Origin of the sequence: Martinezella miluonensis (assembly GCF_900094545.1) — a bacterium.
GTDB classification, from domain to species: Bacteria; Pseudomonadota; Alphaproteobacteria; order Rhizobiales; family Rhizobiaceae; genus Rhizobium; species Rhizobium miluonense.
Map to the genome: position 1 here is coordinate 268,093 of NZ_FMAH01000003.1, position 17,968 is coordinate 286,060.

Below are 17,968 nucleotides of genomic sequence, written 5' to 3' on the forward strand. Positions count from 1 at the left end.
GCGGCAAAGGCAATTTGAAAGAGGAAATATCTCATTGACCGTTCACACGACGCCCGTCGAAGCATCGCTGCCGACCTTGGATCTCTCCCGCTTCCATGCCTCGCCGGACGAGCGGCAAGCCTTTATCAGCGAATTGCGCAGCGTGCTCCACGATCATGGCTTCTTCTATTTGACCAGCCATGGCGTCGATCCGAAGCTGATCGAGGATGTGGTGGCGACGGCGAAGCGTTTCTTTTCGCTTCCTCTTGAAGAGAAGCTCAAAATCGAAATGGTGAAATCGCCGCATTTCCGCGGCTACAACAGGGCCGGCCAGGAACGGACGCGCGGCGAGCAGGACTGGCGCGAACAGCTCGATATCAACACCGAGGACGCACCTGCCGAGATCGGCCCGGACACGCCCGCATGGCGACGGCTGCAGGGCCCTAACCAGTGGCCCGAAGCCTTGCCGGAACTCAAGCCCTTGCTGCTCGCCTACCAGGCGGAAGTCACGCGGATCGGCATCGATGTGCTGAAGGCCATCGCCGTGGCCCTCGGTCAGCCGGAAAACGTCTTTGCCGACATATATCAGCCTCAGCCGTCGCAGCTTCTGAAGATCATCCGCTATCCGGGCCGGGACGTCGCCGAAACCGACCAGGGGGTCGGTGCCCACAAGGATGGCGGCTTCGTAACTGTGCTGCTTCAGGACACGACGCCCGGCCTGCGTGTGCGTACCGAAGACGGCGTTTGGATCGAAGCGCCGCCGGTTCCCGGCACTTTCGTCATTAACACCGGCGAATTGCTCGAGCTTGCGACGAACGGCTTCGTGCGGGCGGACGTGCATGATGTGATCGCGCCGCCTGCAGGCGTCGAGCGGTTTTCCGTTGCTTTCTTCCTTGGTTCCCGCCCGGACGCGACGATCCCCTTTATCGAGCTGCCGGAGGATCTGAAACGTGCCGAGCGCGGCATTTCAGTCGATCCCCTTAATCCGATCTTCCGCGAAGTCGGCCAGAACCAGCTCAAGAGCCGGCTGCGATCGCATCCGGATGTCGCGCGTGCCCACTATGCCGAGCTTCTGGCCTCGGAATAGCCGGCATCGACGGCAGGCCGATAATCGACGCGCCGGTATCAAAGCCGGCGCTATCATTCGATAATGAAAGTCGAATCCAAAGAGACTATCTCGGCGAACCGAGATCCCGGATATCAGTGCTGGCTATCGGGGACGATAACGCGCATGCCGTCAGTGGCGGCACTCATCAGGAGCTGACAGCTGAGGCGGCTGTTGGCCTTCGGTTCCATCACGAACTCGATCATGTCAGCCTCTTCCTCCGAAGGCGGAGGCAGGAGATCGAGATGGCGCTGATCGATGTAGCAGTGGCAGGTGCCGCAGGCCAAAGCTCCCCCGCATTGCGCCACGATGCCATCGATACCGTTTCTGACGGCGACAGCCATCAGCGTCTGGCCATTTTCCGCACTCACACGCGTCTCCCGACCGGCGGAATCGACGAACACGACTTCACTCATTGCATTCTCCATGCTTTCGATAAACCCGTTCAGGCGGGAATAAGACGGATGTTGAGGCGCTGAGGCCCGCGAACCGACAGCCCGCGCTTGTATGCAGGACGCTCGTCCAGCAATTCGATGGAACGGGTGCGCTGGAGCAGGGTCGAGAAGATGATCTCCATATCCAGCCGGGCAAGATGATTGCCGAGACAGAAATGCGCGCCGCCGCCGAAGGCCAGATGCCGGTTAGGCGTTCGCTCGATATTGAACCGATCGGGCGCTTCGAACTGTTCGGGATCGCGGTTGGCTGCGCCATAAAGCAAGCCGACCTTGGTGCCCTTCGGCAGGCTCTTTCCGGCAATGACCTTGTCTTCAGTCAGATAGCGATGGAAGAACGGCAGCGGCGACTCGAACCGGAACATTTCCTGAATGGCGGTCGGCATGACAGCCGGCGCCTCTCTGAGCTTGCCCAGGGCGTCGGGATACTGCAACAGCGCATGCATTCCGCTGCCGAGCACGTCGATCGTCGAGCCGTGGCCCGCCATCAGGATCAGCATGCAGGTGGAAACGAGCTCGTCTTCGGTCATCTCGCCGCTCGTATAAGCCTCAGTCAGCCGACAGAGAAGGTCTTCGCGCGGATTGCGCACGCGATCGGCAATGAGCTCCTTGAGCAGTTCGTAGAACTCGGTCGTCGCGCGCTCGGCAATGGCTTTGCGCTCGGCACTGCGGTCGACGTCGAAATATTGCACGACCTGTTCAGACCATTTGCGCAGCTGCCCCGCATATTCCTCCGGCACACCCAGCACCGAGCCGATGATATGGCCCGGCACCTGCGAAGCAAGATCCTCGACGAAATCGATCGTTCCGACCTCAAGCAGGCGACCGAGCAAACGGTCGACGAAGTCCTGGATCATCCCGCGCTGACGCGCGACGAGGGCCGGGGTAAATTCGCGAAAGACCTTGCGCCGCAGGCGGTCATGCGTTTCGCCATCCGAATCCAGTAGGCTGAACTGCACGAAGCGCGAATGGTTCGGCATGTCATGCCAGTTCAGACGGACTTTCTCCTCCTCTATCTCCGTGGGCGAGAGAAAGAATTCCATCGAGCGAACCAGCGTCTTGTCAGCGGCGGCAGCGGCGACATCCTGATAACGCGACAGCAGCCATATGTCGAAATGCTCGTAGTAGACCGGGTCAGGGCTGGCGCGCAGCTCGCTATAGGATGCATAGGGATCGTCTGCGAATGCCTGTGAGAGCGGATCAAATACGGGGCTCGCCGTCATCACCTGGATCTCCTCTATTCCGGTTCAAGAACCGTAGAATAGCCGCTCTCCAGACAGAAAGACATGGATGCAAACCGCAGCCATATGGATAAAACTCTCATCCTCGGATACAGTCCAATCATCATGACCGACGATGCAGCCCCGGCGGAAATCCGCACTCTCGATGAAGTCCATTTCCAAACGCCGGGCCGCCTATCTCGCGCTTTGCCCTATACGCTTCTTGCCGCCGGACGGCGGATCTGCACGCCCACGGAAGCGCCGATCGCCCACCGCTTCAACCAGCACACGCTGATCCTCACTCTCAGCGGGAAAGGCGTGCTTGATATCAACGGGCGACCAAATCTGCTGCCGGAGGGAACCGTAGCATGGCTCGATTCATCGATGCTCTATTCGCATGGCTGCGAGCTGCGTTGCTCCTACTGGTCCTATCTCTGGCTCGGCTTCGTCGGGCACGGACTGGACACCTTGTTCGACAGCCTTGAGGTGGGCGTGAATCCGGTCTTTGAAACGGCAACCCAACACGATCTGCAGCCGCTGTTCGAGAATATTCTGAGCGAAGTGGAAGGAAGCAGCTTTCAGGCCGACAGCCGATGTTTTGCCTTACTCGCCCAGCTGATTTCGGCGCTGATATCCGAGCGCGCCGATGGCGGCGATCTCAGCAGCGCGGTGCAGCGGTTGCAGCGCGTCGTGGAAATGGTACGGGCGGATCTCTCGCATTCCTGGAACGTGGCGGAACTTGCCGATGCGGCCAATCTGAGCCAAGCGCAGCTGTTTCGCCGCTTCCGCCAGAGAATGGGGACGACGCCGCTCGACTGGCTGCGCCACGAACGTGTCAATGCCGCCAAACGGCTGCTCGTGGTCACTGAAGATCAGATCGGAAGGATAGCTGCCAGATGCGGCTATCCCGACCCTTTCCATTTCGCGCGCGACTTCAAGAAGCTAGCTGGCGTTACGCCCAGCGAATTCCGACAACAGGGGCAGAGCGCAAGAAAGCGGGAGCCCCGATAGTGCTTAGTGCCCCCATTCGCCCCCTTGCTTCATCAGCTTGCATGATACCGCAAAGCCCGCCGTATACCATGATATTGCTTGAATCATTAGGCTGGGCATCCCTCCCGAGGACAGAAGAGTGATCACTGAACAAAGCGTCCTGCGTATATCCATCATCGTGACATTCGTTCTTGCGGCGGCCGGCATCGTCTTCGGGCTTTTGTCCGGTTCATATGCCATCGTTTTCGACGGCGTCTATGCCCTGACGGATGCGATCATGACGATCGTCGCGCTGATCGTTTCCAATCTGATTATTGCCGCGGCAACGAATAGCGCAAACACCGGCAGGTTCATCAAACATTTCACCATGGGCTTCTGGCATCTGGAACCCATGGTCCTCGGCCTCAACGGCATCCTGCTGACCGGCGCCGCCATCTATGCGCTGATCAACGCCATCGGCAGCATCATGGCGGGCGGCAGGCACCTCTCCTTCGATCACGCCATCGTCTATGCGGTGCTGACGATGATCATTGCCTTTCTCATGGCAGCTTATGCCAGAAGAGCGAACAAGACGCTCGGCTCCAATTTCATCGCGCTTGACGCGAAAGCCTGGATCATGACCGGCAGCCTCAGCGCGGCCCTGCTCCTCGCCTTCATCTTCGGCTTCGCCATTCAAGGAACGACGCTGCAATGGATGTCGCCCTATGTCGACCCGGTGGCGCTCGCCATCGTATGCCTCGTCGTCATCCCCATGCCGCTCGGAACGATCAAGCAGGCATTCGCGGACATATTGCTCGTGACGCCGGCAGCCCTGAAGGAACATGTCGACCGCGTCGCCGCTGACGTCGTTCATCGCTACAAATTCGACTATTACCGCTCTTATGTCGCCCGCGTCGGGCGCGGCAAACAGATCGAGCTCTATTTCATCGTCCCGAAGGATGGGCCGGCGAAAAAGCTGGAGGAATGGGATCAGATCCGCGACGAGATCGGCGAAGCGATCGGCGGTGAAAGCCCGGATCGCTGGCTGACGATCGCCTTCACAACCGACCCCGAATGGGCAGATTAATTTGGAAGAAACGCGAGCGTGCCGAGGTCGCGATGAAGGATGTCAGGGCGCTATCGCGATCAAGCGGTCCCAATAAGCAAGCACCGGATCGCTAATTCAGCGACACCCCTTTGCCTGCCGCCTGAACACTGCTGTTAGGCATTTCCCGCGTCGGCACCTGAGGCGCTCGCCTGTCTCACAGGCTCCTGCCGTTCGAAACGGCGCGTGAAGCCTTGCACATAGGAGGTCAAGGGCTTTTCGATAAATCTGAAGAGCGCGAGTGCAAATATAGCGGCGGCGATGGCTCCACAGGCAACAAAAAGACCGAGAGGAAGCTGATCGCCGACGAACTTCGCCCAGATGGCGCGCAGCGGCCGCAGGATGAAAGGGTGAGAAAGATAGAGACTGTAGGAGGCGTCCCCGAGCGCGACGCCCCACAAGACCAGCCTGTTGGAAGGCAGCGCAGGCCCGATTGCGGCACCGAGGACGAACAACGCGGCCGGCAAGCCACTCCTCAGGAACTGTGGCAGGGCTGCGTCATCCCAGGCGGAGGAAAAGTGCACGAAACCGAGGAGCCCGACAGCCATCAATGCGAGTGCCGCCCCACCGCCGATGCGCCGCCCGCTGCGAAAGATCAGCGCCACATAGACGCCGAACAGGAATTCGAGAATGATGGGGCTCATCCAGAAAGCCAGCTGTACCTGCTGCGGATCGACCAGGTTGCCGATGAGCGCCAAACCTATCATCAGTGCCGACAGCCAGAAAATCCCGAGCCGGATCGGCAGGATAAGCGCCAACGCAAAGAACACGTAGAACAGCATCTCGTAGTTCAGGGTCCAGCCGAGAGCGAGTACGGGCCTGATTTCATCCACACCACGGCCGGAGGGAATGAAGAAGTACGATGCCAACACATGCGAGATGCCGCCGATCGGAACATTGAGCAGCGAAGGTGCAATGGCGGCACCGAGCAGCAGGACGCTGGTCAACAGCCAGTAAAGCGGGATGACCCGCGCGCACCGACGCAGGAAGAAGCGCAGCGGCGCACCGCTCCTGCCGAATTCGGCAGCGGCGGTATGGGTCATGATAAATCCCGACAGGACGAAGAATATGTCGACACCGAAGCCGAGATTCCATGTGGATCCATCGAGGGGCACGCGCCCTGCCACGTCAGCCAGACTTGCAGTCTCATGCATGGCATGGGCAGCCACAACGGCAAAGGCCGCGAGCGCACGCAAAACCTGAAGATTGGGAATCTTTCCGGATGACGTTCCGGCCTTGATGCCGGCAGCCGGACCACCGGGTATTGTTCGATAAGGCTCCACCAGAAATCCCAGTATCTATTCCCTCGGATCCCTATTACGTACGCCCTACGATATAACAACTTGTCGCCGAGCGTATAAATTGGCGGCTTTGCTTTGAAGTATAGTTATCCCCCCGTTAATCCTTCAGAGGTGGGGCAGATTGTTGACCAGAGGCTGTTAGATCTTGCCAAGTGCGGAGCAGGATATTCCGCCCTTAAGTAACAGCAAGGATTACATGCGCCTGAATTTTGGCAGCAACCTCGCCGCCGCCATGTCTCTCTGCGAGCGCCGCTTCGACATAGTCGGTCGCAGCCACCAGCTTCCCCGCTTCCCGGGCCTCGATTTCGTTGCGAAGAAGAGTTCCCTGACAATAGGCAAGAGCCGGAAGGCGCGGCGAGGACGCACGGCTCTCTTCGGCTCTCTTTTCGATCACGACATCAGAGAAACCGGCGCGCTCGAGATCACTACGGATCACTTCCACATCGTGGTAGCCGTGCGGCGTGCGCGCCAGAAAACGCGGCGGGTCGTTTGGAAAAATCCTGGCGAGCGCGTTCGTCACGTCATCCGCAAATATATTCTCCTCTATGCGATCCCACACATTGAACAGGAAATGTCCTCCCGGCTTCAGGACGCGCTTTGCTTCGCGATAGGCAGCCGTACGATCGGGAAAGAACATCGCGCCGAATTGGCAAAAAACGAGATCAAAGGCCGCATTTTCAAACGGCAGCGCCAGAGCATCCGCTTGCCACCATGTGATACGGCTGTCTGGGTGTTGCCGCGAAGCCGCATAGTCGAGCATCGGCTGATTGAGGTCGGTGACGACATAGCTTGCGCTGGGAGACAGTTTGGGCGCCAATGCGCGGGTGACGACCCCGGTGCCTGCGGCAATCTCCAAGACGGCTGTCGGCGCTAGGGAGCCTGCACGCCGCGCAATGTCCGCGGCGTAAGGCTCGAAAATCAGCGGCACCATGTAGCGGTCGTAGTCTTCCGGTATCGAGCCGGCGAATACCTTGTCCGTCTCCAGCATCACCACCATCCCCCGCACGCCTGAGAGATTATTATGTTAGCACGTCAGAACGGAAACATCATTCCTAACGTCTCAGAAGCAGGTGCGCGGCGTGGATCTGTTCAGATCACATCGCCACGCGCGAGCACATCCAGAAGCTGGCTGGTATTGTCGATGGAAAACTGCACACGTTCACCTGGCCATATAGATTCGGAATAGGAGATCGGCGTGCCCTTGAGGTCCACATCCACCTTCCTGAGCGCGACCACCGGCTGCGATGCCGACTGACATAGCTGCTTTGCCTCCTCATTTGTCGGCAAGCGAACGATGATATCCGTGCGCAGGCGGATATAATCGGGGATGCCGTACTCAGCCAGAATAAGTGTCACGCTTCGCCCGCTGCGTCGTGCCTCATCGAAACCTGGGAAGCGGCGCACGGGAAAGTAGGCGTGCGAATAGTTTATCGGCTCTTCGTCAGCGAAGCCGCGCCTGACAATGTGATAGACCGGCTCGCCGTGGGGAAGCCGCAAGGCTTCGGCAATGAGCTCCGAGGCAGGAACCACCTCCTCGTGGATGGCTTGTCCAAGCGGCTCCCTGCCCTGATCGAGCAGATTCTGGGAAAACCGTGTGCGTTCGGACAGGCGGTAGTCGAGGCGGCTATCTCTCACGAAGGTTCCACGGCCCTGCTCCACCAACACGAGCCCTCGGCTCTCGAGCCGTGAAATCGCACGCCGGATGGTATGGCGGCCAACACCGAACCGCTCCATAAGATCCGCCTCCGTCGGAAGCTGCGCCTTGGGTGACAGGCGGCCGGTCAAAATATCTTCTGCGATATCGCTCTCGACCTGTTGCCATTGCCCATGCAGCAATTTTCTTTCCATGCCCGCTCATCCGAGTTTATTGATGTCATTCGAATGTCATATATCGGCTCCAGCATTGCTTTTCAATCTCCGTCTCATGACCGGTGCCCGCTAGATGGCTGCAGAAGTGAAATTCGCCTCTGATCTTTTACCGTTAGGCCATCAGATCTTCATACGCATGTCACCTGCCGTCACTAGATAAATATTCGGATGTTTTATTAATCATTCGAATATTGAGGATATAATGGTAGCGCTTAATCGTCGGCAATTCATCGCGGGCACGACCGCAGTCATCGGCACATCGATCGCAATGACCGGCAAGGCTCGATCCGCCGACGCGGCGATCGAAATATCGAGCACATGGGGCGCCGACAAGCCCTTCCAGAAGGTCGTCGATGCCTTCAACGCAAAGAATCTCGGCGTAACCGTTACCAACCGGTTCGACGGCGACTACGAGGCCGTCACCGCCAAGGCCGTCGCCAGCATCGCCGCAGGCCGCCCTCCGGCCATGATGGTCACCGGCTGGAAGTTCGGCTATTTCGCCAAGCGCACGCTCGGCGCCCGCGATCTGCGCGAGATCAATGCCGCAAAGGCAGAAGCAATTCTCGCCAATTTCCGTTCGTCCGTACTGCCGCTCGTCACCGTCGATGGCGCAGTCATCGGCCTTCCTTGGGCGATGTCGACGCCGATCACCTATATCAACAGCGAAATATGGAAGGCCGCGGGTCTCGATCCCAACCTGCCGGAAACGCCGGATACAAAGTGGCTCTACGAGAGCGCACGCAAGCTCGATGCCGCGCTCAAAGGGAAGCATCCGACCTACCGTTCGCCGATCTCGCTTTCCAACAACGAATGGACGAGCCAGTCCTTCATCCAGAATGCCGGCGGCTTCATCATCAATCCCGATGGCAAGCTGTCCCTGAATAGCCCGGAAGCAATTGCCGGCATGAGCGAATATTGCGCTCCCGCCCATGAGGGCCTTTGGCTGCCCGTCAGCGACAAGGAGCAGGTCGCTGCGTTCCAGTCGGGCGCGCTGGCCATTTGCACGACGAGCTCGACATTGGCCATCACCTTCCCGTTCGGAGCCGCGAAGGCCATCACGACGAAGTTCCCCGGCCTCCCCGGACATCCGCGCAAGATGAATAGCGGCGGCAATTTCCTCGCCGTCTACACGCGTAACAAGGAACAGGCGGAAGCTTCGCTCGTCTTCCTCGAATTCTGCGCTTCGAAGGAAGGGCAGGCACTGTGGTCCCAGACCGGCTATCTCAACACGTCGCAGCACGACATTCCGCTGATCAACGAATTCATGAAGCCCGCAGCCGCGCAACTGGCGGACGGTTTGACCGCGGAAACGATCTGGCCGGGCAAGCGCGGTCTCGAGGGTCAGGCCGTATGGCGCAAGTGGGTTTCGCGCATGCTGCTCAAGGAAACGACGGTTGCCGACGGCATCAAGGGCGCTCACGGCGAGCTTGCAGGACTGATTTCGGCATAGGCCTGGTATCATGCCATTTCGTTTCAAATCGCTGGCCCCCTATTTGTTCGTGGGGCCGGCCGTGCTTGCCGTGGCGATATTTCTCTACGGTCCGCTCGTAGCCTCGATGTTGCTGTCGGTGGTCGACTGGAATCTGCTGTCGGCAGATATTCGCTTTGTCGGCGTCGACAACTACGCATCCATTTTCGACAATCCCGACTTCCGCATGGCTGCCTGGAACACGCTGCTCTACTGCGTCGTCCTCATCCCGGCCGAGATCGTCATCCCGCTGATCTTTGCCGTCATGCTGCATTCGGTACGCAAGAATCCCCTGCAGGGGCTTTATCGCGGCAGCCTGTTCCTGCCGACGATCGTCGCCTATTCCGTTGCAGGTGTTGCCTGGTCCTGGCTGTTCAACCCCGTCAACGGTCTCTTCAACGAAGTTCTCGGATATTTCGGCTTTCCGCCGTCGCGCTGGCACACGGATCCGAACCTTGCGTTGTTTTGCGTCAGCCTGGTGACCTTCTGGAAGACCTTCGGCCTCAATATGCTTCTTTGGCTGGCAGCGCTGGCAAATCTGCCGAAACAATTGCGTGAGGCGTCACAGCTCGACGGCGCTGGCTCCACACGACATTTCTTCAGCATCAGCCTGCCGCTGATGACGCCAACTGCCTTCTTCATCAGCGTTACGACCTTCTTCCATGTCCTCGACGACATCGTCGGCATCATCGATGTCCTGACCCACGGTGGACCGGCAGGCAGAAGCTCGAGCCTTCTGTATTTCCTGTGGCAACAAGGCCTGCTGTTCTTCCAGTTCGGGCCGGCAAGCGCCGTCGCCGTCATCATCATCGTCCTCGTGCTCGCCATCACATGGCTGCAGTTCCGCGTCAGCGAAAAGCGGGTGCATTACAGATGAACGGTATCGGTCATAAGTTTCACAGGTTGCTGCTGCACTTCGTGCTCATGGCAATCTGCATCGTCACCGTATTTCCGCTTGTCTGGATGGTGTCCGCAGCCTTCACGCCCAATGACATGATCATGGCCAAGTCCGTGCGCCTTTGGCCCGAAAATCCGACGCTGTCGAATTTCACCATAGCCGCAAGCCGCCATCCCATCTGGATGTGGCTGTGGAATTCCGTCCTCACGGCAACCCTTATCACCGTCGGAAAGCTTGTTCTCGCGATCCCGGCGGGATTCGCCTTCGGGCGGCTGGAGTTCAAGGGGAGACAGACACTGTTCTGGTTCGTCATCGCCACCATGTCCTTTCCGAACGTGCTGGCGATCCTCCCGACCTATATCGCCGTGGTAAAGCTCCAAGCCTTCAATACCTATGGCGCAATGATCATCCCGTCGATTCCCTATATCGGTTTCTACGTCTTCTACATGTGTCAGGCCTTCCGGTCGCTGCCCGGCTCGATGTTCGAGGCGGCACGGATCGACGGAAGCGGCCTGTGGCGGCAGTTCATCGAAATCGGCGTTCCGAACGTCATCCCGGCAATCGCGGCCCTTTCGGTGATTTCCTTCATGGGCGCCTGGAACATCTATCTCTGGGGCCAGCTTGTGCTGGACGACGCCTTCAAGAAGACGCTGACGACAGGCATTGCCGTCTTTGCCGATCTCGAAGGAGCTGAGCGAGCCTGGGGTCCATTGATGGCGACAAGCCTGTTGTCGACCGTCCCCGTTCTCTTGATCTTCCTGCTGGCGCAGCGTTTCATCGTGGACGCACTGGCACCAGGCATTGACGACAGATAGGCAAAGCATGCCCCGAGTCATCGTAATCGGATCGGTAAATCACGATCGTATATGGCAACTGGATGCCCCGTTGGTTCGGGGCGGCCGGATGCAGTTTTCATCCAGAATAACCCGGCTTGGCGGCGGAGCTTATTATACCGGCCAGCAGCTTCTGGAATTGGGAGCCGACGTCGCCGTCGTTTCGCGGCTGATGCTGGACGAGCAAGGACAGGCGGCGCTCAAGTCGCTATCCGAAGCCGGTTTCGACACCGAATACATAGTGATGGCAACGGGAGAAACCGCGCCGCTGGAAATTTTCCTGGAGCCGAACGGCGAGCGGACGATCATCGCTCCCGCGGGGCGGTCGTATCCTTTAACGGCCGCGGGGAAGTTGTCGAGCGCAGGCGTCTATATCAATGCCCTTGCTCTTGACGACGACCTGGTCGATCAGATCGATGCCCAGCCGCTCGTTGTCTCGCAATTTCCGCTCAAGCCCGCGACGCCTCGCCCGGCAGACTATGTCATCTCCTCTCGTGACGACGTTTCCGACGATCTCGCGCTCGCCTGGCAGCGCGCGCGCCAGATCGCCGGCTCACGCCTGAAGATGCTCGTACTCACCGACGGGCCGCGCCCGATCACACTGTTCGACGGTTCGGACGCCGTAGAGGTCGAACCGGCGGCGAGGATCGATACGGCAAATACGATCGGCGCGGGCGACCGCTTCGCGGGCGCTTTTCTGTTCGCTTTGCTGCAAGGGCAGACGCCGGCGGCAGCCGTATGGGACGCAAGCCGCATCACGGCCGAATGGTTACGCCAGCGCGACGACTGAGCGCTTCGCGCGGGTCGAGGAATCTCGCCTCTCAAAGCAAAACGTGATGGACAATTCATTCGGATGACTATAGTAGTCGTCCGAATGTTTCCGGTGAGCTACCACCGACCTAAGCGACCCCTAAGTGCCAAGGAAAAGATGATGACTGAGGAGAAGACTGGTGATCCGGTCGGCGCATTCTATGCCCATGCGCAGGCTCTGGAGATTCTCGCTGCGAGCCGTCCGGCAAGCATAAAGGCCGCCGCCGAACAGTTGCTCGACACGCTTGGCGGCGTCGACGTTGTCGTCAACCGCACTGGCCTTGTGATGCTTCCGTTGACGGATACGGTCCAAGGCACCGCCTTTCATCTGGGCGAAGTGCTGGTGTCCGAAGCGCATATCCGCGTGCCGGAACGCTCCGCCGAAGGCTACGGCGCCGTCATTGGCCGCGATCTCGAGCATGCCATGGCAATGGCGATCATCGATGCGGCCATCGCCAGCAATCATCGGGCCGACATCATCCTTGAGCTTCTGAACGCCGAACGCGACCGCCAGCAGGAAGAAGACCGCCAGTTGCTGCGAAAAGTCGAAGCGACCCGCGTGCAGATGGAGACATTCTGACCATGGCACATTCCCTCGTACCGACCGCGGACGATACTCGCACCAACGCCACGTTCGAAGATCTGATGTGGGCTCTGAGCCGACCCGGCCAGCCGCGCGACATGTCGGGAGAAGGCTTCTGGGGTCTCGCGGAGAGCCTGCTCGATCGTGAATGCAGCTTCCATTGCGAAGACGACGCCTCTTTGAGCGTCTTGCTGGCCGCAACTGGCGCCCGCCCGACGCCGCTTACCGAGGCGGATTATGTCTTCGCGGCAATCGACGCCCCCGCAAAAGTCAAAGCCCTCGCCTCGCTGCGCATAGGCAGCCTCGCCTATCCGGACGATGCAGCGACCTTGTTTGTCCCCGCACGATTTGGCGCCGGACAGCGACTGCGTCTTTCCGGTCCCGGTATCAAGGACAGCGTCACGATCGATATCGATGGCGTCGATCCTGCCTTCTGGCAGATGCGTGCGAAAGCGATCCGCTATCCGCTCGGCTGGGATCTCTATCTGGTCGATGGCAAGCGTCTGCTCGGCATTCCCCGTTCAACGAAAATCGAGGTGCTGTGATGGCTTATGTAGCAACCCGCGGCGGCGAATATGCCATCGAGCAGGCGGAGAGACTTTTCCGCAGCGATCTCGGTCCGATTACCCGCGGGCGCGTCGAAGCCGTCCGCACCGGTCTCCCTTATCTCATCGACCGCGTCATGGGCGAGGCATCGCTCTATGAGCCCGATCTCGCCGCGCTGGCGCTGGCTCAAGCAGGCGGCGATCTCTACGAAGCGATCCTTCTGCTGCGCGCCTATCGTACCACGCAGCCTCGTATCGCGGTCGCCGAACCAGTTGGCCAGACAGATCTCTTCACCGTTCGCCGCATCTCGGCCGCCTTCAAGGACATCCCGGGCGGCCAGATCCTCGGCCCCACGCTCGACTACTCGCACCGCTTGCTGCAGGTCGACGTGTTGAAGGGCGAAGACTATGTGCCGGAACCGGTTATTCCGGCAGCAAAACCGGCTCCAGCGACCCAACCGTCTCTAACCAGCTGGCAGAAAGCGCAAGGCCTCATTCCCGAGCATCCAGCCCAATCCGTCGCGCCCGACGACATTCCCGATTTGACGCGCGAGCCGCTGCTCTTCCCCGCGACCAGAGCACACAAGCTGCAGAGCCTCGCGCGCTCCGACACCGGGGGAACCCTGGCGCTCGGCTATGCCACCATGCGCGGCTACAGTTCCGTGCATCCGACGGTCAACGAACTGCGTCTGGCCGAAGCACCGGTCCGGATGAGTCACCCCTGCGGCACCGTCTTCAGCGCCGGCCGCGTCCGTGTCAGCCAGACCGAAGTCATATCAAAGGCGAGAGAGCTGGAGCTGGGTTTCTCCGCCACCTTCGGTTGGAACGAGGTGAAGGTGATTGCGGCTGCGACGCTCGATCTCGCCTCCACCCAGCCCAATCCGCATCCAGCCGCCAACGAGGAATTCGTCCTCTATCACACCGAGCCGGTCGAAAGCTCGGGGTTCTGCATCCACTTCAAGCTTCCGCACTATGTCACGTTCCAGTCGAGCCTGGATGCGCTGCGCCGGGTCAAGGCGGACAGGAGTGCTGCCACCACAAAACCCGCCGATGATGAGAAGCTTGCCGCCCGGCAAGAGGAGGTCGCACTGTGAAACTTCAGGAACTCACGAAGCCTTGGGTGGCTTTCAACTACGGCTTTCTCGACGAATCCGCCAAGCGCGAAATCCGCCGCCGCATTCTGAAGGCGATTGCGGTGCCGGGCTACCAGGTGCCTTATGCCAGCCGCGAAGTGCCAATTGCCCGCGGTTGGGGAACGGGCGGCCTGCAGGTGACGCTGACACTTCTCAAGCCGACCTCCGTCGTCAAGGTCATCGACCAGGGCTCCGACGATTCAGTCAATGCCAGCAGCATCCGCAAATTCGTCGGGCGCGTCGGCGGGGCAGTCGAGACGGAAGACACCTTGGCTGCGACTATCGTCCAATCCCGCCACCGCATTCCGGAGGAAAAGCTGCGCGAAGACCAGATCCTCGTGCTGCAGGTTCCGGACCCGGAGCCGTTGCGCGCCGTCCAGCCGGACCTGTCCGTCGCCCGCGAAATGCATGGTGATGCCGATTACGGGCAACTATGGCTCGTGCTCTACGAACAGCTCGTCAAATCGGGGCGTATCATGCAGGGATCGAGCTATCCGAGCATGGTCAACGGCCGCCACGTCATGACGCCGTCGCCTATACCGCGCTGGGACGTGCCCAAGCTCAATCAGGCCGACCATCTGACGATCCTGTCCGCCGGTCGAGAGAAGCGCATCTTTGCCGTGCCGCCCTATACGAGCGTCGAACCGCTGGTCTTCGACGACGTCCCGTATCGCGTCGAGGATCACCAGGACAAGACCTGCTACCGCAGCAACGTCACGGGCTTCTTCATGAACGAACTTCCGCAGGACGACGGCTCTTCGCAATACGAACTGTCCGACAGCCACTTCGGCGTCAAGCACATCCGCAAATCGGAAGCCGAAGCAGTCGAGATCGGCGAAACCTGGTACAACAATGGAAAGATGGACTGATGGTCACGCTCGATCCCATTCAATCGGCAACGCCGACACGCCAGCCACCGCGACTGATGATGGCGCAACCCATCCTGACGATGCGCGGCATTGCGCGCAATTATGGTGACGTGACGGCGCTCGGTGGCGTCGACGTTACCGTCTATCCGGGCGAAGTTCTCGGCATCGTCGGGGAATCCGGCTCCGGCAAGTCGACGCTTCTGAGGATGATGAACCTCGAGGATACGCCGGATACCGGCACCTACAATCTCGCCCTTCCCGGCCACGAGGGCCGCAACTTCTTCACGCTCGATCGCTTCGAGCGGCGGATGCTGAGGGCACATCACATCGGCATCGTTTACCAGAACCCGCATCTTGGCTTGCTGATGAACCACACCAGCAGCGGCAACGTCGCCGAACGCCTGCTGATTGCCGGCAATCGCAACTTCGCAGAACTGCGTGACCGGGCGCGTCAGTCGCTTAACGCATCCGAGTTCCCGATCGAGCGCATGGATGCCAGGCCGAACGAGCTATCCGGCGGCATGCAGCAACGCGTGCAGCTCGCCAAAGCGATTGCGCTCGAACCAGCCGTGCTGCTGCTCGACGAGCCGACGACGGGCCTCGATGTCAGTGTTCAGGCGCTCGTCCTCGATACGCTGAAGCGGCTGCAACGCGAGCGTTCCATCACCATGGTGTTGGTATCGCATGATCTTGGTGTCATCCGCACGATGGCCGACAGGGTTATCGTCATGCGGCGCGGTATGGTGGTGGAACAGGGTCTTACCGACCAGATCTTCCAGGATCCGCAACACGCCTATACGCAGCAGCTCGTTCACGCCAAGCTTTGAAGGAAGGGCGAAAGATGAATATCCAGGTTTCCGCCCGGCAGGCTCCGGCCACGGTGCTGCGCGTCGAGGGCCTTTCGAAGCAGTTCGAAATGCATCACCTCAAGCGCACGCTATTTGCCTTCGAGAATATCGATTTCGAGCTGAACGCAGGTGAATTCATTCTGCTGAAGGGCGAGAACGGCGCGGGCAAATCAACATTGCTGCGCACGCTCTATCGCTCCTACCTGCCGCGCGCCGGCCACGTCTACTATTACACGCAGGAAGGCGTCATCGATCTGGCGACCGCGGCCGATGTCGATATCGCCGTGCTGCGACGCCGGGAAATCGGCTTCGTCACGCAGTTTCTCAACGCGCGTCCGCGCGTTGCGGCTGAAGAGATCGTCGCCGAGCCGCTGAGGCTTGCCGGCACAGCGCATTCTGACGCTTTGACCGAAGCCCGGCGCTGGCTCGATGCCTTCGGTGTGAAGAAGCAGCTTTGGTCAGCCTATCCCTCGACCTTCTCCGGCGGAGAACAGCAGAAGGTCAATCTGGCCCGCGCGCTCATCCTGCCGCAGCGCCTGCTGCTGCTCGACGAGCCGACGGCATCGCTCGATCATGCCGCCCGCCGCGCGCTGGTTGAACGGCTGGCGCAGCTCAAGGCATCCGGCGTTGCGATGATCGGTGTCTTTCACCATCCAGAAGATGTAAGGGCATTGATCGACCGGGAATTGCATCTGGAAGCCATCAAGATCAAGGACGAGCAGGACGATGTGGCTGAGTAATTTTGAAATTGTATTGCAGGATCATGTTATCGAGCGCGGCGCCGTCAGGATCGAGGATGGGTTGATCGCTGATATCAGCGAGAGACCGGTCGAAGGTGCAGAGATAGATGGCCATGGCCGGCTTCTGCTTCCCGGTTTTGTCGACATGCATGGCGATATGATCGAGAAAGACGTCGAGCCTCGCGTCAATGTCCGCATGCCGATCGAACTTGGCGTCTACGATCTCGACAAGAAGCTTGCCGCCTGCGGCGTGACGACGGCCTATGCGGCGGTTGCGTTCACGCCCGCCACCTATGGCCATGTCCGCTCCGTGGAGCATACCCGAGCGATGATCGAAACGCTCGCATCGATGCGAGACGAGCTCTTGATCGACCACCGTGTCCACGGCCGCTTCGAAGTGACCTTCCTGCCGGCCTTGAAAGAGGCGAAGGCTCTGATCGACGCTGGTGCACTCCACCTGATTTCACTCATGGATCACACGCCAGGCCAGGGGCAGTACCGGGATATCGAGTTGCACATCGCTAATACCGCCAAAGCAAGGAAAATCAGCGAGACCAAGGCGGCGGAGCTCGTCAAGCAGCGTATGGCTGCCCGTAGCGAACACGGCGACAGCATAGATATCATCAACGGGCTGGCGGAGCTCGCACGAGAGAGCGACGTGGTGCTTGCTTCCCATGATGACGACACCATCGAGAAGGTCACGCTTCTGCATGGCCTTGGCGCCGCAATCAGCGAGTTTCCGATCAATGTCGCGACAGCAGCCGAGGCCAAGCGGCTGGGATTGGCGACGGCCATGGGCGCTCCGAATGCCCTGCGAGGATTGTCCTACTCCGGCAATCTTTCAGCGCGCGAGGCCTATGAGGCGGGCGTGCTGGATATCCTCGCGAGCGATTACCATCCATCAGCCATCCTTCCGGCCGTTATCGCTCTGGCGGAAATCGGCAAGGGCGGCCTCGCCGCCTCCGTTGCCTTGGCCAGCGCCAATCCCGCAAAGGCGCTCGGTCTCAACGACCGCGGCCAGATCGCCGAAGGGCTGCGCGCAGATCTCGTGATTGCCGAGCGGGGCCGGGTGCCGCGGCTGCGCAGCACGATCCGCGGCGGTAATATAGTCTGGTCCGACGGCTCGATAAGAGGCTTTTGAGCTCATCAGCGCAACTCGTCTCGAGAATGGCCCTCAATACTGTGCGTCGCAAGGCGCACTTCATTCGGGGCCATGCCGGCAAGGTGCCTCTGAACGGATG

General features: G+C 59.8%; 19 protein-coding genes. 14 read left to right on the forward strand and 5 right to left on the reverse strand.

Annotation, left to right across the window (positions count from 1 at the left end; translation table 11 throughout):
* The first annotated feature begins 34 nt into the window (after positions 1-34).
* Positions 35-1,066, forward strand: coding sequence for an isopenicillin N synthase family dioxygenase (locus GA0061102_RS05245; RefSeq protein WP_092844694.1), 1,032 nt, complete (start codon positions 35-37; stop codon positions 1,064-1,066).
* A gap of 113 nt (positions 1,067-1,179) precedes the next feature.
* On the opposite strand, the gene GA0061102_RS05250 is transcribed toward GA0061102_RS05245, so the two are convergent.
* Together GA0061102_RS05250 and GA0061102_RS05255 are read right to left on the reverse strand one after the other, a co-directional pair.
* Positions 1,180-1,500, reverse strand: coding sequence for a 2Fe-2S iron-sulfur cluster-binding protein (locus GA0061102_RS05250; RefSeq protein ID WP_092844696.1), 321 nt, complete (start codon positions 1,498-1,500; stop codon positions 1,180-1,182).
* A 29-nt stretch (positions 1,501-1,529) separates the two neighbouring features.
* Complete coding sequence (locus tag GA0061102_RS05255) at positions 1,530-2,759, reverse strand: cytochrome P450 (RefSeq protein ID WP_092844698.1); 1,230 nt, start codon at positions 2,757-2,759, stop codon at positions 1,530-1,532.
* 123 nt (positions 2,760-2,882) lie between these two features.
* Here GA0061102_RS05255 and GA0061102_RS05260 point away from each other — a divergent pair, with 123 nt between their 5' ends.
* Positions 2,883-3,767, forward strand: coding sequence for a helix-turn-helix transcriptional regulator (locus GA0061102_RS05260; RefSeq protein ID WP_245297923.1), 885 nt, complete (start codon positions 2,883-2,885; stop codon positions 3,765-3,767).
* Between the two features lie 118 nt (positions 3,768-3,885).
* A complete protein-coding gene (locus GA0061102_RS05265; protein WP_092844702.1) occupies positions 3,886-4,812 on the forward strand; it encodes a cation diffusion facilitator family transporter in 927 nt (308 codons plus the stop codon).
* Positions 4,813-4,946: 134 nt separating this feature from the next.
* Here the strand turns inward: GA0061102_RS05265 and GA0061102_RS05270 are convergent, their stop codons facing one another.
* The 3 genes from GA0061102_RS05270 to phnF all read right to left on the reverse strand — a co-directional run bounded on the left by GA0061102_RS05270 (position 4,947) and on the right by phnF (position 7,967).
* The gene (locus GA0061102_RS05270) at positions 4,947-6,113 is read right to left on the reverse strand and encodes an acyltransferase family protein (protein ID WP_092844704.1); all 1,167 of its coding nucleotides are present in this window, start codon (positions 6,111-6,113) and stop codon (positions 4,947-4,949) included.
* Between the two features lie 193 nt (positions 6,114-6,306).
* Entirely contained in the window at positions 6,307-7,119 is an 813-nt protein-coding gene (locus tag GA0061102_RS05275) for a class I SAM-dependent methyltransferase (protein ID WP_092844797.1), read from the reverse strand.
* Between the two features lie 101 nt (positions 7,120-7,220).
* Positions 7,221-7,967, reverse strand: a complete 747-nt coding sequence (phnF, locus tag GA0061102_RS05280) for a phosphonate metabolism transcriptional regulator PhnF (RefSeq protein WP_245297924.1) — start codon at positions 7,965-7,967, stop codon at positions 7,221-7,223.
* 235 nt (positions 7,968-8,202) lie between these two features.
* On the opposite strand from phnF, the gene GA0061102_RS05285 reads away from it, so the two are divergent.
* The 11 genes from GA0061102_RS05285 to GA0061102_RS05335 all read left to right on the forward strand — a co-directional run bounded on the left by GA0061102_RS05285 (position 8,203) and on the right by GA0061102_RS05335 (position 17,868).
* Positions 8,203-9,450, forward strand: coding sequence for an extracellular solute-binding protein (locus tag GA0061102_RS05285; protein ID WP_092844708.1), 1,248 nt, complete (start codon positions 8,203-8,205; stop codon positions 9,448-9,450).
* 10 nt (positions 9,451-9,460) lie between these two features.
* Positions 9,461-10,345, forward strand: coding sequence for a carbohydrate ABC transporter permease (locus tag GA0061102_RS33405; RefSeq protein ID WP_092844710.1), 885 nt, complete (start codon positions 9,461-9,463; stop codon positions 10,343-10,345).
* Positions 10,342-11,181 carry a carbohydrate ABC transporter permease gene (locus GA0061102_RS05295; protein ID WP_245297925.1) on the forward strand — a complete coding sequence of 280 codons (840 nt, stop codon included), beginning with the start codon at positions 10,342-10,344 and terminating at the stop codon, positions 11,179-11,181. Before GA0061102_RS33405 ends, GA0061102_RS05295 begins: the two co-directional genes overlap by 4 nt.
* An 88-nt stretch (positions 11,182-11,269) precedes the next feature.
* Positions 11,270-11,989, forward strand: coding sequence for a PfkB family carbohydrate kinase (locus GA0061102_RS05300; RefSeq protein ID WP_092844714.1), 720 nt, complete (start codon positions 11,270-11,272; stop codon positions 11,987-11,989).
* 141 nt (positions 11,990-12,130) lie between these two features.
* A complete protein-coding gene (gene phnG / locus GA0061102_RS05305) occupies positions 12,131-12,589 on the forward strand; it encodes a phosphonate C-P lyase system protein PhnG (RefSeq protein WP_092844716.1) in 459 nt (152 codons plus the stop codon).
* A 2-nt stretch (positions 12,590-12,591) separates the two neighbouring features.
* Complete coding sequence (gene phnH, locus GA0061102_RS05310) at positions 12,592-13,137, forward strand: phosphonate C-P lyase system protein PhnH (protein WP_092844718.1); 546 nt, start codon at positions 12,592-12,594, stop codon at positions 13,135-13,137.
* Positions 13,137-14,231: a carbon-phosphorus lyase complex subunit PhnI gene (locus GA0061102_RS05315; protein WP_092844720.1), complete on the forward strand. Its 1,095-nt coding sequence runs from the start codon at positions 13,137-13,139 to the stop codon at positions 14,229-14,231. The genes phnH and GA0061102_RS05315 overlap by 1 nt, the downstream gene beginning before the upstream one ends.
* Positions 14,228-15,139 (forward strand): alpha-D-ribose 1-methylphosphonate 5-phosphate C-P-lyase PhnJ, encoded by a 912-nt coding sequence (locus GA0061102_RS05320; protein WP_092844722.1) that lies wholly within the window; start codon positions 14,228-14,230, stop codon positions 15,137-15,139. Before GA0061102_RS05315 ends, GA0061102_RS05320 begins: the two co-directional genes overlap by 4 nt.
* The gene (locus tag GA0061102_RS05325; protein WP_092844724.1) at positions 15,139-15,966 is read left to right on the forward strand and encodes an ATP-binding cassette domain-containing protein; all 828 of its coding nucleotides are present in this window, start codon (positions 15,139-15,141) and stop codon (positions 15,964-15,966) included. Before GA0061102_RS05320 ends, GA0061102_RS05325 begins: the two co-directional genes overlap by 1 nt.
* A gap of 14 nt (positions 15,967-15,980) precedes the next feature.
* Complete coding sequence (locus tag GA0061102_RS05330; RefSeq protein ID WP_092844726.1) at positions 15,981-16,727, forward strand: phosphonate C-P lyase system protein PhnL; 747 nt, start codon at positions 15,981-15,983, stop codon at positions 16,725-16,727.
* The gene (locus GA0061102_RS05335) at positions 16,714-17,868 is read left to right on the forward strand and encodes an alpha-D-ribose 1-methylphosphonate 5-triphosphate diphosphatase (protein ID WP_092844728.1); all 1,155 of its coding nucleotides are present in this window, start codon (positions 16,714-16,716) and stop codon (positions 17,866-17,868) included. Before GA0061102_RS05330 ends, GA0061102_RS05335 begins: the two co-directional genes overlap by 14 nt.
* Positions 17,869-17,968: the final 100 nt, after the last annotated feature.

Excerpts from the sequence above, each read along its gene's own strand:
- GA0061102_RS05275 (WP_092844797.1), bottom strand. The coding sequence starts at position 7,119 with ATGCTGGAGACGGACAAGGTATTCGCCGGCTCGATACCGGAAGACTAC.
- GA0061102_RS05325 (WP_092844724.1), top strand. The coding sequence starts at position 15,139 with ATGGTCACGCTCGATCCCATTCAATCGGCAACGCCGACACGCCAGCCA.
- GA0061102_RS05255 (WP_092844698.1), bottom strand. The coding sequence starts at position 2,759 with ATGACGGCGAGCCCCGTATTTGATCCGCTCTCACAGGCATTCGCAGAC.
- GA0061102_RS05335 (WP_092844728.1), top strand. The coding sequence starts at position 16,714 with ATGTGGCTGAGTAATTTTGAAATTGTATTGCAGGATCATGTTATCGAG.
- GA0061102_RS05300 (WP_092844714.1), top strand. The coding sequence starts at position 11,270 with ATGCAGTTTTCATCCAGAATAACCCGGCTTGGCGGCGGAGCTTATTAT.
- GA0061102_RS05285 (WP_092844708.1), top strand. The coding sequence starts at position 8,203 with ATGGTAGCGCTTAATCGTCGGCAATTCATCGCGGGCACGACCGCAGTC.
- phnH (WP_092844718.1), top strand. The coding sequence starts at position 12,592 with ATGGCACATTCCCTCGTACCGACCGCGGACGATACTCGCACCAACGCC.
- phnG (WP_092844716.1), top strand. The coding sequence starts at position 12,131 with ATGACTGAGGAGAAGACTGGTGATCCGGTCGGCGCATTCTATGCCCAT.
- GA0061102_RS05330 (WP_092844726.1), top strand. The coding sequence starts at position 15,981 with ATGAATATCCAGGTTTCCGCCCGGCAGGCTCCGGCCACGGTGCTGCGC.
- GA0061102_RS05260 (WP_245297923.1), top strand. The coding sequence starts at position 2,883 with ATGACCGACGATGCAGCCCCGGCGGAAATCCGCACTCTCGATGAAGTC.
- GA0061102_RS33405 (WP_092844710.1), top strand. The coding sequence starts at position 9,461 with ATGCCATTTCGTTTCAAATCGCTGGCCCCCTATTTGTTCGTGGGGCCG.
- GA0061102_RS05295 (WP_245297925.1), top strand. The coding sequence starts at position 10,342 with ATGAACGGTATCGGTCATAAGTTTCACAGGTTGCTGCTGCACTTCGTG.
- GA0061102_RS05250 (WP_092844696.1), bottom strand. The coding sequence starts at position 1,500 with ATGAGTGAAGTCGTGTTCGTCGATTCCGCCGGTCGGGAGACGCGTGTG.
- GA0061102_RS05315 (WP_092844720.1), top strand. The coding sequence starts at position 13,137 with ATGGCTTATGTAGCAACCCGCGGCGGCGAATATGCCATCGAGCAGGCG.